Consider the following 15,474-nt stretch of genomic DNA (forward strand, 5'->3'; position numbering starts at 1 on the left):
GGTCCGATGCGCCCTCCTCGCGCCGTGGTTGGTGACGGGGCGACGCCACTACGGTCGAAGGGTTGGGCGGGCGCACACCGTTGTGCGTCCCCGGATGAACCTCCGCTTCGAAGGTGGGACCTGTGAAGGCCATTCGTCGATTCACCGTCCGCCCCGTCCTCCCCGAACCCCTCGCTCCGCTCAGCGACCTGGCCCGCAATCTGCGCTGGTCCTGGCATCCGCAGACCCGGGAGCTGTTCCGCGCCGTCGACCCCGCCGGGTGGCAGGCGGCGGGCGGCGACCCGGTGCGGCTGCTCGGCTCCGTGTCCGCGGGACGGCTCGCGGCACTCGCCACCGACCCGGACTTCCTGTTCCGGGTCTCGGAAACCGCCCGCGATCTCGACGACTACCTGGGCGGGCGCCGCTGGTACCAGGACCAGTCCGGCGACGGGGAACCGCTGCCCGCCGCCGTCGCCTACTTCTCGCCCGAATTCGGGATCACCGCCGCGCTGCCGCAGTACTCGGGCGGCCTCGGGATACTCGCCGGTGACCATCTCAAGGCCGCCAGCGACCTCGGCGTCCCGCTGATCGGTGTCGGGCTCCTCTACCGGCACGGATACTTCCGCCAGTCCCTGTCCCGCGACGGCTGGCAGCAGGAGCACTATCCGGTCCTCGACCCCGACGAGCTGCCGCTGACCCTGCTCCGGGAACCCGACGGCACCCCCGCCGTGATCGCCCTCGCCCTGCCCGGCGGCCGGTCGCTGCGCGCCCGCGTCTGGCACGCCCAGGTCGGCCGCGTACCGCTGTTGCTGCTCGACTCGGACGTCGAGGAGAACGCGCCGGGGGAGCGGGACGTCACCGACCGGCTGTACGGCGGGGGCAGCGAGCACCGGCTGTTGCAGGAGATGCTGCTCGGCATCGGCGGGGTGCGTGCGGTTCGGACGTACTGCCGGATCAGCGGCCATCCCGAGCCCGAGATCTTCCACACCAATGAAGGCCATGCCGGATTCCAGGGTCTCGAACGGATCCGTGAGCTCATGCCGTACGGCCTGGACTTCGAGGCCGCGCTCGAAGCGGTCAGGGCGGGAACGGTGTTCACCACGCACACGCCCGTTCCGGCGGGGATCGACCGCTTCGACCGCGAGCTGGTCGCCAGCCACTTCGGCGACGACGGCGAGCTGCCGGGAGTCGACCCCGGGCGGGTGCTGCGGCTCGGCATGGAGAGCTACCCGGGTGGCGAGCCCAACCTGTTCAACATGGCGGTGATGGGGCTGCGGCTCGCCCAGCGCGCCAACGGGGTCTCGACGCTGCACGGCGCCGTCAGCCGCGGCATGTTCGCCGGCCTGTGGCCGGGCTTCGACCCGTCGGAGGTGCCCATCACCTCCATCACCAACGGTGTGCACGCCCCGACGTGGGTGGCGCCCGAGGTGCTGAGTCTCGGGGACACCGTCGTCCACACCCCGGGCGCCGACCTCTGGGAGCTGCGCAGGGTGCTGCGCGAACAGCTCGTGGGGGAAGTACGGCAACGGCTGCACGCGTCCTGGCGCCAGCGCGGCGCGGGGACCACGGAGCTGGGCTGGATCGACGGGGTGCTGGACCCCGACGTCCTCACCATCGGCTTCGCGCGCCGCGTCCCCGCGTACAAGCGGCTCACGCTGATGCTGCGCGACCGCGACCGGCTGATGGAGCTGCTGCTGCACCCGACCCGGCCGGTGCAGATCGTCGTCGCGGGCAAGGCCCATCCGGCGGACGACGGAGGCAAGCGGCTGATCCAGGAGCTGGTGCGGTTCGCGGACGACCCGCGGGTGCGCCACCGGATCGTCTTCCTGCCGGACTACGGCATGGCGATGGCGCGGAAGCTCTACCCGGGCTGCGACGTCTGGCTCAACAACCCGCTGCGGCCGCTGGAGGCGTGCGGCACGAGCGGGATGAAGGCCGCTCTCAACGGCTGCCTCAACCTCTCGGTGCTCGACGGCTGGTGGGACGAGTGGTACGAACCCGACTTCGGCTGGGCCGTCCCCACCGCCGACGGAAGTGCCGCCCACGACGACGAACGCCGCGACGATCTGGAGGCCGCCGCCCTGTACGGGCTGATCGAGGAGCGCATCGCACCGCTCTTCTACGACCGGGACGGTGACGGACTGCCGGGCCGCTGGATCGAGATGGTCCGCCGCACGCTCACCACGCTCGGCCCGAAGGTCCTGGCGGACCGCATGGTGCGCGAGTACGTGGACCGGCTGTACGCACCCGCCGCCCGCGCCCACCGATCCCTCGCCCTGGACGCGGACGCCGCCACGGAGCTGGCGGCGTGGAAGTCGCGGGTGCGCGCGGCCTGGCCGGGTGTCTCGGTCGGCCATGTCGAGGCGGGTACGGCCCTGGGCACGGCGGAACTGGGCTCCACGCTCGCCCTGCGTGTGTGCGTCGCCCTCGGCGAACTCCAGCCGGAGGACGTGGAGGTGCAGGCGGTGGCGGGCCGGGTCGACTCCGACGACGCGATCGCCGACGCGCAGACCTTCCCGCTGAAACCGGTGGGCGGCGGCCCCGACGCGGCGGGCCGCCGGGTGTACGAGGGCCCGCTCGCGCTCGACCGCACCGGCCCGTTCGGCTACACCGTGCGTGTGCTGCCTGCCCATCGGCTGCTGGCCTCCGGCGCCGATCTGGGGCTGGTCGCGCTGCCTACGGAGGCGACGGGTGAAGGGGCGGGAGTGCTGATGCGCTGACATGGGCGCCCAGTGGGCGGGGATTGACGTGTACACGGAATGGCCTTAGGTTCCACGGCCAGTGTCACGTTCATACCCCCGCCCACTGTTCATGTGGATGAACGAAAGGCTCCGTCATGCGCAAGAGAACCGGCGTCGCGCTCCTGGGCTTCGGCCTCACCCTCTCCGCCGCCCTCCTCAGGGCCCCCACCGCCGCCGCAGGGCCCGGAGCGGCCGCCGCACCCGCCCCCGTACAGGCCGCCGCACCTGCTCGGTTCACCCACCCCGGCGTGCTCGTCAGCAAGCCCCAGCTCGACTTCGTCCGCGGCAAGGTGCAGGCCGGCGCGCAGCCCTGGAAGGCTGCGTACGACCAGATGCTCGGCAGCAAGTACGGCTCGCTCTCCCGCACCCCCAAGCCGCGCGCGGTCGTCGAATGCGGCTCGTACTCCAACCCCGACTACGGTTGCTCCGACGAGCGCGAGGACGCGATCGCCGCGTACAGCCAGGCCCTCGCCTGGTACATCACCCGCGACGACCGCCATGCGAAGAAGGCCATCGAGCTGATGGACGCCTGGTCCGGAGTCATCAAGGACCACACCAACAGCAACGCCCCGCTCCAGTCCGGCTGGGCCGGCTCGGTCTGGCCCCGGGCCGCCGAGATCATCAAGTACACCTACACCGGCAGCTGGCCCAACGCGGGACGCTTCGCGACCATGCTCCGCGACGTCTACCTCCCCGAGGTCATCAACGGGAAGCCGAACAGCAACGGCAACTGGGAACTGATCATGATGGAGGCGGCGCAGGGCATCGCCATCCACCTGGAGGACAGGCCGGGCTACGACAAGGCGATGTCCATCTACAACGGCCGCGTCCCCGCCTACGTCTATCTGGCGAGCGACGGCTCACAGCCGAAGTACCCGCCGCGCAGCTCCATCGACACCACCTCGGAGCTCATCGACTACTGGCACGGCCAGTCGGCCTTCTCGGACGGGCTCGCCCAGGAGACCTGCCGCGACTTCGGCCACACCGGCTACGGCGTCGCGTCCATCTCCCATGTCGCGGAGACCAGCCGCATCCAGGGCCAGGACATCTTCCCCCAGATCAAGGACCGGCTGCGGCACATGCTCGGCTTCCACACGAAGTACGAGAACGGCGCGTCCGTGCCGTCGTCGCTGTGCGGCGGCAGCCTGAAGCTGGGCCTCGGGCTCGTGACGGAGGTCGGCTACAACGCGCTGAACACCCGTATGGGCATCGCCATGAGCAACACCAAGCAGTACACGGAGTCCCACCGGCCGCAGGGCACCGAGAACCATTACGTGGCGTGGGAGACGCTGACGCACGCGCAGAACCCGAACTGACACGCGGAGGCGCGGGCCCGGTCGCTACGGGGACGCGAAGTCGGGGCCGTACTGTGCCCGCGCCGCCGCCTTGATCCTGGCGATGTGGGTGCCGAAGTCGGCCCGGCGGAAGCCCGTGACGTGCTTGTAGTCGTACGTGGCGGTGAACGCGAACGGCTTGACCACCCACCGGGGCGTGGGTGCGTCGCTCCTGTGACCGGTCTTGAACGGCACCGAGGTGAAGTTGCGCCGCTTCAGGTAGCACGAATTCGTGATGCCGAGCGGCAGATCGACCCACCGACGCGCGATCAGGGCAAAGGCCGCCCGTGTTCCGGCGGCCGACTGCGCGTTCAGCGAGGCGAGCAGTGCGGTCAGCTGACGCTCGGCCTCCGGGACGAAGGCCCCGCCGGCCACGATCGCGCGTTGGGCGACCACCGTGCCGAGGAAGTTGGAGCACAGGTCCTCGGGCGAGAACGACGAATTGTGCAGACCGGGAATGGCGGGGCCGCAAGATCCGGCACCCATGGGGTACGTGGCGATCTCGTGTCCCAGTGCGTCGTCGAAGGCGATCGACCGGGCCGTCTCCAGCCACTCCGCCGGCGGCACCGCGCTGGTCAGCGTGGCCTCGCCCTCGGCGGTACGGATCTTCGTGCCGGCGGTGCCGCTCGCCCGGTGGATCTCCTGATAGGCGAATGCCGTGCCGTCGCAGACGTCCCACAGGTGGGCCAGGTCGATGAACCCGGCTCTGCCGGTGTAGACGATGCCCGGCTTGCCGGAGCCGTGCCCTCCGGCGGCGCTCGCGCCGGTGAGGAAGCCGGGCGACAGCATGCAGCACGTCCGCAGGACCGGAGGTCCGGCGAGCGCCGGGCTCGGTGGGGCGGGGGGCATGAACGAAGGACGCCGAGGCGGAGGCGGGGCGACGATTCCCGGGAACTGCTCGGCGGCGTGAGTCGCGTCGGGCTGCCCCTGCACGGAACTCGTCGTGCCGTACGCCGGGTCGATCGCCGGCGGAGCGGACGGCGGCACCGGCACCTCCGCCTCGTACGCATCGGTGGCTTCGGCCCGCGGTGCCGACGCCCACAGGTCCTGAGGGCCACCGGGACGAAGCATGTCCGCCTCGCTCTGCGCCGCTTCCCCGCCGATCCACCGAGCCAGTTGCTCCACCGCCTCCGGCGTGACGGCTGACTGCCCGCACGCCGTCCGCCACGCGGCGGCCACGCGGAAGGCGGCCAGCACGCCGGACTGCAGGGCCCCCTCCATGTAGCCGAAGAACCCCGGCGAGGCCTGCTCGCCTGCGAAGAACAACCGTCCCTGGTAGGCGCTGCTCAGGTTCTTCGCGACCGTGGTGACCTGGTTCGGGGCAGGCACCGCATAACCGGTGCAGACGTAGGGCTCGTTCGGCCAGTCGACCAGGGTGGACTTCTTCACATTGGCGGCGTAGCCGGGGTAGAGCATCTCCATGCGGGTCTCGTAGAGCGGCGCGCTGAGGACGAACGATCCGCCTGAATAGACGGACAGGTCGAACCCCTTCGCCGGTTTCGTCTGTTTGTCGGTGCCCTCCCAGACACTGCCCAGCCAGTCCCAGAGCGCGCTCGGCGCCAGTTCCTTTCCCTTCGCGGCCCAGAAGTCGCTGTCGAAGGCGCTGAGGAACTTGACCGCCGGGCCGTGCTGGATGGTGTAGTCGGCCGGGACGAAAGGTGTGGGACCGCTGACCTTCGGCCACACGAACGGCGAGCCGGCAAGGATGGCGAAGTCGAAATCATCGGTCGAGACCGCCCCTCCGGAGGCACCGGACGTGTACGTCACCCGCACGCTGCTCTTCTGCACCTCGACCGCGGTCACCGGGCTGCCCAGCCGGACGTCTTTCAGGGTGCGTGCGAGCGCGGTGGCGAGCTGGTCGTTGCCGCCCTCGCAGCGGTCGGTTTCGGTGCGGCTCCAGTAGGCCAGCATGTCGCCGGCCATCGAGTGCGCCTTCACCGCGGCCAGGTACCCGAGGTAGCTCTGCTTGTTCAGTGCAACGCACTGGTCGTTCTCGGTGATCAACTCGAAGTAGTGCCGGGCCGGGGAGGAGGCCTGACCGAACATGTCCGGGTCGTTCAGGCGGTCCTCGAGCGAGATGGCGTCCAGCTTGGCGGCGTTCTTGCTGGTCCACGGACGCAGCGCGTCGACCGCCCTCGCCTCCGCGCCGATCTTGCGAAGCACCGGTTTCAGGTCGGACTCGATCTGCTTCTGCTCGGCATCCGTGAGGTCGGTCATGCCGAATCTCAACCGGACCTTGAGCCCCTTGCGCTTGTACTCATCCTTCGTGGTGACCTTGGTCAGCGTCAGTTTGAAGGCACGGGCGAGGGCGATCCACGCCCAATGGTTCTCTCCGATCAACTCGGCGCCCGCTTCGACCACCTTGCCCGGTACGAGCGACCGGTCCGTGCGCACCCGGCCCCCCAGTCGCTCGGTGGCCTCGAACACGGTGACCCGGGCCCCGCCTGTGGCCAGTGACCAGGCGGCCATCAGCCCCGCGAAGCCCCCGCCGACCACCGCCACCCGCAGATTGGACAGCGCGCACGGGTCCGCGTATTCGTGCAGCGAAGCCTCGGAAGGTGTCTCCCACGCGTCGAGCCCGGGGCGGTCCACGGCGACTGCGTCGCCGTCGCCGTACGTACGCAGGCCGCTCCGGTCGCCGGCCTCGCCGCCGGGCCTCACGGCGGCGACCGCACGGTCCGCGCGCAGACAGCCGCTGCCCAGCCGGCGCGCGTCGGCGCCCGGCATCGGCGGGTCGCAGCTCGCCAGGAGCGCCCGGCGGGCCTCTTCGATGGGCAGCGGCCGGCCGGCGGCCTGGAACATCAGTGCCACCGTGCCGGTCACCGCCGGCGCCGCCATGCTCGTGCCGGACATCCGGACATACGACGGCCCCCGCTCACTTGTGCCGGGGTGTGATCGCGCGCCGAGCACGCGCACGCCAGGAGCGACAAGATCGGGTTTCTGGCGCCCGTCGCGGGTCGGACCGGAGGAGGAGAACAATCCCGGCGGCCGGTCCGGGCGGTGCGCGTCATAGGCGCCGACCGCGATGGTACGAAGCCCGTTGACGATGGTGCCGAGGGTGGTGGCGGTGTCCACGTCGGAGTCGTCGAAGTGCGTCTGGCAGTGCCGGCACCCGGCATCCCGCTCGATCCAGGCGTGCACCCGGCCGTCCACCACGTCGTCCGCGTGCAGCGTGATGTGCCAGCCGTCGACCGCGGGGTCCGGGTCGAGGAACAGGCTGATCTGGTGGTCGCCGTTGTTGGGGTCGTGCGCCCGGTGGTAGATCCGGCCCACCTCGCGCCCGTCGATGCCGATCACCCCGTTGTCGCCGAGCGGCACCACGGCCCGGTGCGCTCCGTCGGCGCTGACCACCTCGACGGTCAGCCGGTCGCGGCCCGGGTACCAGATGTCGACCTCGTTGGAGGTGAGGTCGGCCGGGTCCACCTTGACCCGGAAGGTCTGTGCTTCTCCCGGGCGCAACTGCCAGGCGGCGTGGGCGCGGCGCTCGAAGTAGTTGCCGCAGGACTGGACAATGGCCCTGCCGGGCGCCTCACTTACCAGATGGTCCAGGGCCTGCTCCAGCAGCAGCCGCCCCGTGTGTTCACCGGCCTGTCGGCCCAGACTGAGATTGATCACGCAGGACCGGTCCCCTGCGGTGTCGAAGATCATCGCGCAGGCGTCCAGCAGATCACCCGAACTGCCCAGGGGAACAACCGCATTGCCGGGCTGTCTGCTCAGACTGACCGCCAGAATGTCCGCCTCGGGCGCCAGCCCCGGCGGTCCGCCCGCCAGACCGTTGCCCGCGGCGACGCTCAACGTGTGAGTGCCGTGCGCGCCCGTTCCCGGGTCGAAGTCGGCGGGGTGGTAGCCCAGTGCCCGGTACGGGTCGGGCTGCGCGAGCGCGGCGTCGATGTGCGCGGCGGTGAACAGCCGTCCTACCCCGTACGGTGCGGCCGGGCCGGGGCTCGCCGGGTCCGCCGGGCGCTGGTCCCACAGGGCCAACAGCCTGGTGCGGCCGTCGGGTCGGCGGAAGTCGGGGTGTGCGAAGTCGAAGCCCCAGTCGACGACACCGACGACGACGCCTCTGCCGGTCTCTTCGAGGTCCGGCCGTGCCTGGTCCAGGAACGGCTCGCCCCCGGCCGCCTCGGTGTCGATCGAGGGCGGCTCGACGTCCGGTGCGTACAGACGCGGAGCCTTGACGCTCACCGTGGCCGGGTCGGCCCACAGACCGGCGATGTTCCGGCGGCGCACCCGCACGGTGGCGATGTCGCCGAAGGTGTTGACGACCCGCACCGTGGCCGGGGGCCGGTCCGGGTCGCGCAGCCGGAGGATGACACCGACCTCGTCATCGGGGTCGCCGCGGCGGGACAGCTCGTGCAGCGCCGGATCCATGGGCGGCCCCTTCGCTCATGGCGTCTTGCCGGACACCTTGGCGGCGATCTGGTCGAGCTTCTTGACCAGGGCGTCGTATCGCACCTTCGCGGAGGCTTCGTCCTCCAGCCTGGCGACCGCTTTGGTCAGTTCATCCAGCTTCTTCGCCAGATCGGGCAGGGGGTTCGGGGTGGGCGGCGTGGTGATCACGTGCAGCGTCACCACCGAGCCCTTCGGCCGGACACCCCCGACGGGCGGTTCGTGGCTGAAGACGTCGCCCGCTTTGCCCTCTGCGACGATCTCCCGCACCCGCGGCGTCAGCCCGAAGTCCCTGAGCTTCTTCTCGGCCTCCGCGCGGGTCTTGCCCACCACATCGGGCACGCCCACGCCGCCGTCCGGACCGGCACCGGCAATGGTGCCGAAGGTCAACGCAGCCATCTCCGCCTCACTTCTTGGTCAGCATGGACAGCAGGACCAGGTTGGTGACCATGTCGCCGCCGAGCCCGCTCCTGTGCGACTCGTTGCCGCCGGTCAGGCCCGGCATGAGCAGCAGGAACGGCAGGAAGTCGGCGATCTTGCTCTGCGACTGGGTGACCACCTTGACCGGCCTGCCGTCGGCGTCGGCGTCCACGGTCTCCTGAGTGAACATCGGCAGCAGCAGGGCGAGCAGTTTCGTCTGCTGCAGGTCGGCCCGGATCACGTCGGAGCCCTTCTTCTGCTCGCCGGACTCCTTGCGGAGCGTGGTGGCGAGCTTGACCTGGTCGGTGGCGAGCGTGTTGGTCCGTGACTCCAGCGACTTGACCGCTGCGGCCAGGGTCTCGATCTTGCTGTCCAGGTTGCGGGCGGTGGACTGCACCTGGCCCTGGCTGGCCGGGGCGGGCGTATGTCTCGGGGCGAAGCTGCTGCGCCGGCTCGGTGTGCGCACCGTCTGGCGGCGGTACGGTGTGCGTTCCTCGAAGTCCTCGTACTCGGTGCCGTCCAGCAGCGTGCCGATTTCGTCGTACTCAGTCATGGGTTGTCCCTTCGCGCATCGACGGTGGGTCGGTGGTGACGGTCGAACGGTCCCGCCGGTGCATGCGGGCGTGCATGACGACGGCTGGGCGGACCAGCCGGTCGAAGAGTCCGGGCTCGGGGGTGGTGAAGCCGGGCACGCCTCGCCCGCGGCACCACCAACATGTGTCGTCCGCGCCGAAGCACGCGGGGCACGCGCCGAGCGCGGCGGCCATGTCGTCGAGCAGACCGTGCGCCGCGTCCAGCTGAGCGGCCAGCTCGGCGAGCCGACGGCTTACGTCCTCGGCGGGCTCGCGGTGTTCGGAGGTCCGACGCGCCCCTCCCCCGGTCCGTAGCTCGGCCTGTTCGGCCTCGGCCAGGTCGCGCTCCAGCTGCGCCTCGCGCCGGCTGAGCAACTGGGCGAGCTGCTGGCCGGATCCGGCCAGGCCTGCCAGGCCGTCCGTGTCTGCAGCCGCTCCGGGGAAGTGCCGCTGCAGGAGTTCGATCACCTGCTGCTGACTGGTCATCGGACACCGACCAGTTCCTCGAAGTCGACGGCGAAGCACTCGTCGTCGGTCAGTGCGTCATCGATCAAGGCGTCGTCGATCACGGCGTCATCGATCAAGGCGTCGTCGAGACCGATGTCGTCGAAGTCCTCGTCATCGTCGAGACCTTCGTCGTCGTCGAACCCGCCGTACGCGCCGAACTCCTCGTACGCCGCGGTGGCGGCGTCGTCGGGTTCTGCCTCGTCCCGCTCCGCACCCACCAGCAGGCCCAGCAGCCGACCCGCCCGCTCGTCACCGGCCGTCGGATCCTCCTCCGACTCCGCGTCGGTCGCCCACTCCGCCTCGGTCTCTCGGGCGAGGGCGCCGAGCAGACCGGCGAACGTGTGGGCAGGCACCGGCACCTGCTGGTGGCCCACGGGAATCAAAAGGGTTCGGCCCGCGCTCAGGGCGGCCAGCGCCTGGGCCGTCTCCGGCCGCCGCAGCAACGCCATCAGCGCGGCCGCAGCCGGCCCGCCGCGGCCCCCGCCCAGGCCCAGCAGTCCCGAGGCCAACGCGCCGGGCCCGGCCGGCGAGCCGGCTGTGCCGACCGCTCCGCCGAGTACGCTCCCGACGCCACGGGGTACGCCGCCGATGCCACGGGCATCGTGGCGGCCGTATCGCTGGAGCGCCGACCCGGCCGCACCGACCAGCGCCCCGCCCAGCGCGCCGAACGGGCCCAGCGCACTGCCGGCGGCGGCGCCCCGAAGTGCGCCGGGAGCGACGGCCTTGGCGAACGTGCCCGCGGGCTCGGCCACCTTCGCCAGCGCATTGCCGAGGCCGCCGAAGAACTCCTCGTACTCCGCGGGGGTGATGTTCTCACCGCTCGCCTCTGCGAAGGCCTCTTCCAGTTCACCGTCGGAGAAGCCGGCATACCGGGAGTCCAGCACCTCACGCAGATGTGGGTAGTAGGTACCTGCGTAGCACTCCGGCATCTCCCTGACCTCCGTTGTGACAGCGTCGTGCTGCGACCTCAGCGAATCACGGGGTCAGTGCCGGCACCATCCGAGACGCCCGAACAGGTGCCCGTCGCAACTCCAGCGCGAAAGCGCCCTGGGGGAGCGTCCAACCGCTGTCACGACCTGGTGTCCTGATCGAGCACGTCCTTCGCCGCGAGCCGGCCGTCGTCGAAGCACAGCCGGTAGACCGGGTGCAGGGCGTAGTCGGTCGTCCGGTAGTACACGCACTCGTCCATCCCCGGCGGCTCGGGCTCCGAGCCGTCGGGCCGGCCGTCCAGCGCGTAAGGGGGCAGCCGTGCGGTGACGTCGGTGCGGCTGTCGCCGATGCGCAGGGCGTCGTAGTCGGTGCGGTTCAGGGACGACTGGGTCTGGGTGTACAGGGCGAAGCCGCCCATCAGCATCGTCAGGGCGACGAGCAGCGCCGCCGGGATCCAGATCGCCTGGGCGAGACCGCGGCGCACCCGCCGTCGCGCGAGGCTCAGTTCGCGGGCGGACGTGGGCGCCTCGGGGGCGGCCGGGACAGGTGCGCCGGCGCCGCTCAGCGGCAGGGACGCCGTCACCGCGAAGCCGCCGTCCGCCGCCGGACCGTGCCGCAGGGTCCCGCCCGCGAGCCGCACGCGCTCGTCGAGCCCGACAAGCCCCGTACCGCCGGAGGCAGAGCTCTTCGACGCCTGCTCCGGGCCAGGGCCCGTCCTCCGGATCCTGCCGGGCCCGTTGACGACCGAGACCGTCACGGTCTGCCCGTCCCGGCCGAGCACCACCTGCACGGACGCGCCGGGGGCGTGCTTGGCGGCGTTGGTGAGCCCTTCCTGCACGACACGGTGCACGGCCCGCCCCACCATGTCCGGCACGTCCCGGGCAGGCAGGTGCTCCCCGGTCAGTTCCACCGCCATGCCCGAGGCCCGCGCCCGTTCCACCACGTCCCCGGCCGTCTCGCCGGCCGGAGCCGTCCGCGCGGTCTCGTCGTCGGTGCGCAGGACGCCGATGATGTCCCGCAGCCGCCCGGTCGCCTCCGCCGCGGCCCGGCGGAGCTCACCGGCGGCAGCCTGCTGGGCGGGATCCAGCTCCCGGTCCACCTCCAGGGCCGCCGCCCGTACTGCGATCAGCGCCAGATCGTGCCCCAGCGAGTCATGCATGTCCCCGGCGATACGGGAACGTTCGCGCAGGCGCTCCCGGTCGGCGACCGCGAGCTGTTCCCGTTCCATGCGGTCCGCCAGCTCCCAGCCGGCGCTGACGAGCTGCGCGTACTGCCGTACGTACCGCCCGAACAACCAGGGCGCCACGATCGCGAGCGCCAGTGTGAGGAGCAGCGTGAACCACTCCCACGGGGTTCTCCCCACGAGCAGCGTCAGCAGGAGACCGGCCGCCGCCACGGCCCCGAACGTCCACAGCGCGGACCGTGTGTGCTCGGTGCGCCGCCCGGTCAGATAGCCGAACGCGACCAGCGCGAGGCTGTACGACGACGTGAACAGCTCCACCGACGCCGCCAGACTCAGTGCCACGACGATCGTCAGAGCGAGCAGCGGCCAGGCCCGGCACACGGCGACGCACACCCCGAGCGCCGCGACACCCGCGCCCACCCACCACCACGAACCGCCGTCGTTCGGGTCGCCCTTCAGCAGCACGGGCACGCTCAGCAGGCCCCACAGGGCCAGGTCGACGACGTAGGCACGGGTCCGGTCTCTGCGCATGTCCCCACTGTGCCGGACGCTCCGGGGCCCGGGCCCCCGACGAAAGTAGGGGGTGGTCAGCGGCCGGCCGAGGCGTCCTCCTCGTCCACCAGGCCCGCCTCGTACGCCAGGATCGCCAGCTGCACCCGGTTCCGCAGACCCAGCCGCGCCAGCACGGCACTGACATGTGCCTTCACCGTGCCCTCGACGACGTGCAACCGCCCGGCGATCTCCCCGTTCGACAGCCCGGAGCCGACCAGTGCGACCACCGCGCGCTCACGGGGCGTCAGCGGCTCCAGCCGGGCCCGGGCGTCGGCGGATTTCGACAGCCGGCCCGTGCCGACGTGGGCGATCAGACGGCGTGCGATCTCCGGGGAGAGGAAGGCCGCGCCCTCCGCCACCGCCCGGATCCCCGCGATCAGCTCCCGCGGATCGCCGGACTTGAGCAGGAACCCGCTCACTCCCGAGCCGAGCGCTCGCGCGATGTACTCGTCCTCCGCGAACGTCGTCAGCATCACCAGCGCGGTCTCCGGAGCGGTGCGCCGCAACTCCTCGGCGGCCTGCAGCCCGTCCAGCCGGGGCATCCGGATGTCGAGCAGTGCCACGTCCGGCCGGTGCTTCAGGGCGAGTTCGACGGCGTCGTGCCCGTGACCGGCCTCGGCGACGACCTCGATACCGGGGTCGGAGGCCAGGATGGCCTTCACACCCGCGCGGACCATCGCCTCGTCGTCGGCCAGCAGCACTCTGATCATGTCGTCACGATACGTGGAACCGCCCGGGGGAACCGGAGTTCCCCCGGGCGGTCCGCTCACCGACGTGCCTACGGGAACGTCAGCTTGACGCTGTTGATGTAGCCGGTGTCCAGCGCGGCCACGTCCTGGACCTTCAGCTTCCACACGCCGTTCGCGACCTCGCTCGACGCGTTCACCGTGTACGTCTCGACCACGTTGTCCGCAGAGTCGCTGCCGCTGGCGTTCTTCAGCCGGTACGCCGTGCCGTCCGGGGCGAGCAGGTCGATGACGAGGTCACCGCGCCAGGTGTGGACGATGTCGACGCCGACCTTGAGGGCGGCAGGAGCGTTGCCGGAGCGGCCGGTGACGGTGACCGGGGACGTGACGGCGGCGCCGTTGTCCGGGATCGCGACGTCCGTGGTGTTCTCGAACGACGTACCGGTGTCGCCGCCCGGCCGGGAGCCGACGTTGATTCCGGCCCAGGCGTCGGCGACCGCCTTGTACTCGGCGCTGCTGGCTCCGTACAGCTCGCTCGCGACGGCGAGCGTGCCGGTGCGGGCGCCCGCGTAGTTCGTGGTCGAGTTGAACTTCGTCGTCAGCGCCTTGTACCAGATCAGCGAGGCCTTGTCGCGGCCGATGCCGGTGACCGGCAGACCGTCCGAGGTCGGGGAGTCGTAGTTCACGCCGTTGATGGTCTTCGCGCCACTGCCCTCGGAGAGCAGGTAGTACCAGTGGTTCGCCGGGCCCGACGAGTAGTGCACGTCGATGCCGCCGATGCCCGAGTACCAGGCGTCCTTGGACGCGCCGTCCTTGCTCGGCTTGTCCATGTAGCGCAGCGGGGTGCCGTTGCCCCGGATGTCGATCTTCTCGCCGACGAGGTAGTCGCCCTTGTCCTGCGCGTTGTTGGCGTGGAACTCGACGGCCGCCGCGAAGATGTCGGATGTGGCCTCGTTGAGGCCGCCGGACTCACCGCTGTAGACCAGCTTCGCGGTGTTGGAGGTGACGCCGTGCGTCATCTCGTGCGCCGCCACGTCGATCGAGGTGAGCGGCTTGGTGTTGTTGGAGCCGTCGCCGTAGGTCATGCAGAAGCAGCTGTCGGACCAGAAGGCGTTGACGTACGCGTTGCCGTAGTGGACGCGGGAGTACGCGCCGACGCCGTCGCCGCGGATGCCGCTGCGGCCGTGCACGTTCTTGTAGTAGTCCCAGGTGAGCGCGGCGCCGTAGTGCGCGTCGGCGCCGGCCGTCTCGGCGTTCTGCGGGGTGCCGTCGCCCCAGGTGTCGTCCGGGCCGGAGAAGAGCGTCCCGGTGCCGGAGGTGCCGCGGTTGAGGTTGTACGTCTTGTGGTTGCCGCGGCCCGTGTCGGTCAGGGTGTACGACGGCGCCGTGCCGAGCGTGACCTGGCCGCTGTACATCGTGTTGCCGGTGCCGGTCTCGATGGCCTGCCACTCGTAGAGCTTCTTGCCACTGGTGGCGTCGGTGACGACGTGCAGCTCGTTCGGGGTGCCGTCGTGCTGGACGCCGCCGACGACGGTCTCGTACGCGAGGACCGGCTTGCCCTGGGCCAGCCAGACCACCTTGCGCGGGGCCCGGTCGGCGGCGGTCTTCTTCGAGCCTTCGGAGCGCGCGGCGGCGACGGCCTGCTGCTCGGCGGCCGCAGGGGCGACGTCGGCGCTGGTGTCGACGTTCTTGAGGGCGGCGGCGGAAGCCTTGGTGACCGACTCGGTCCGCCCGGCCTTCGTCTCGGCGACGACCAGGTCACCGCCGAGAACGGGCAGGCCCGCGTAGGTGCGCTCGTAGCGCGTGTGCGTGGTGCCGTCCCGGTCCTGGACGACATCGCGGACGACGAGCTTCTCCTGGGAGCCGAGGCCGAGTTCGGCCGCGGTGGCCGCCTTGGTGGCGTTGGCCTCGCGTATCAGCTCCGCCCGCTGGGCGGGGGTGAGCTGCGCGGGCAGTGCGCCGGGGTCGGCCGCCGAGGCGGCCTGCTGCTTCGGGGCGGTCGCCGGGGCGTCCGGGGCCGCGGCGGCGGAGCCGGACTGGATTCCGACGGCCAGGAGGGCCGCGGCTGCGAGCAGAGCGCCGGTCGCGGACGCGCGACGGCTGGGCGTGGGTCTCACGCGAACTCCTTCTGCGAGGGGGGTTACAGGCGGCTGGGTGGGCCGCCTGGGCAGAGCGACGGAG

The 15,474-nt window shown here is 71.2% G+C and carries 10 protein-coding genes; 2 read left to right on the forward strand and 8 right to left on the reverse strand.

The features are described 5' to 3' along the window. Window positions 1-122: 122 nt before the first annotated feature. Together glgP and AC0699_RS16650 are read left to right on the forward strand one after the other, a co-directional pair. Window positions 123-2,699, forward strand: coding sequence for an alpha-glucan family phosphorylase (glgP, locus tag AC0699_RS16645; protein ID WP_478660482.1), 2,577 nt, complete (start codon window positions 123-125; stop codon window positions 2,697-2,699). Between the two features lie 116 nt (window positions 2,700-2,815). Continuing rightward, window positions 2,816-4,036 (forward strand): alginate lyase family protein, encoded by a 1,221-nt coding sequence (locus tag AC0699_RS16650; protein ID WP_478660485.1) that lies wholly within the window; start codon window positions 2,816-2,818, stop codon window positions 4,034-4,036. Between the two features lie 24 nt (window positions 4,037-4,060). On the opposite strand, the gene AC0699_RS16655 is transcribed toward AC0699_RS16650, so the two are convergent. The 8 genes from AC0699_RS16655 to AC0699_RS16690 all read right to left on the reverse strand — a co-directional run bounded on the left by AC0699_RS16655 (window position 4,061) and on the right by AC0699_RS16690 (window position 15,410). Beyond that, window positions 4,061-8,425, reverse strand: a complete 4,365-nt coding sequence (locus AC0699_RS16655; protein WP_478660488.1) for an FAD-dependent oxidoreductase — start codon at window positions 8,423-8,425, stop codon at window positions 4,061-4,063. A gap of 15 nt (window positions 8,426-8,440) precedes the next feature. Beyond that, a complete protein-coding gene (locus AC0699_RS16660) occupies window positions 8,441-8,842 on the reverse strand; it encodes a PASTA domain-containing protein (RefSeq protein WP_478660491.1) in 402 nt (133 codons plus the stop codon). Between the two features lie 7 nt (window positions 8,843-8,849). After that, a complete protein-coding gene (locus AC0699_RS16665) occupies window positions 8,850-9,416 on the reverse strand; it encodes a hypothetical protein (RefSeq protein ID WP_478660493.1) in 567 nt (188 codons plus the stop codon). Continuing rightward, a complete protein-coding gene (locus tag AC0699_RS16670) occupies window positions 9,409-9,921 on the reverse strand; it encodes a hypothetical protein (protein ID WP_478660495.1) in 513 nt (170 codons plus the stop codon). The genes AC0699_RS16665 and AC0699_RS16670 overlap by 8 nt, the downstream gene beginning before the upstream one ends. Continuing rightward, window positions 9,918-10,871: a hypothetical protein gene (locus AC0699_RS16675; protein WP_478660497.1), complete on the reverse strand. Its 954-nt coding sequence runs from the start codon at window positions 10,869-10,871 to the stop codon at window positions 9,918-9,920. The genes AC0699_RS16670 and AC0699_RS16675 overlap by 4 nt, the downstream gene beginning before the upstream one ends. A gap of 140 nt (window positions 10,872-11,011) precedes the next feature. Beyond that, entirely contained in the window at window positions 11,012-12,586 is a 1,575-nt protein-coding gene (locus tag AC0699_RS16680; protein WP_478660499.1) for a sensor histidine kinase, read from the reverse strand. A 56-nt stretch (window positions 12,587-12,642) separates the two neighbouring features. After that, window positions 12,643-13,317: a response regulator gene (locus AC0699_RS16685; RefSeq protein WP_478660501.1), complete on the reverse strand. Its 675-nt coding sequence runs from the start codon at window positions 13,315-13,317 to the stop codon at window positions 12,643-12,645. Between the two features lie 68 nt (window positions 13,318-13,385). Next, window positions 13,386-15,410 (reverse strand): M4 family metallopeptidase, encoded by a 2,025-nt coding sequence (locus AC0699_RS16690; protein WP_478660503.1) that lies wholly within the window; start codon window positions 15,408-15,410, stop codon window positions 13,386-13,388. Between the last annotated feature and the right edge of the window lie 64 nt (window positions 15,411-15,474).

The sequence above is a fragment of the Streptomyces sp. NPDC043870 genome (genome assembly GCF_056435785.1).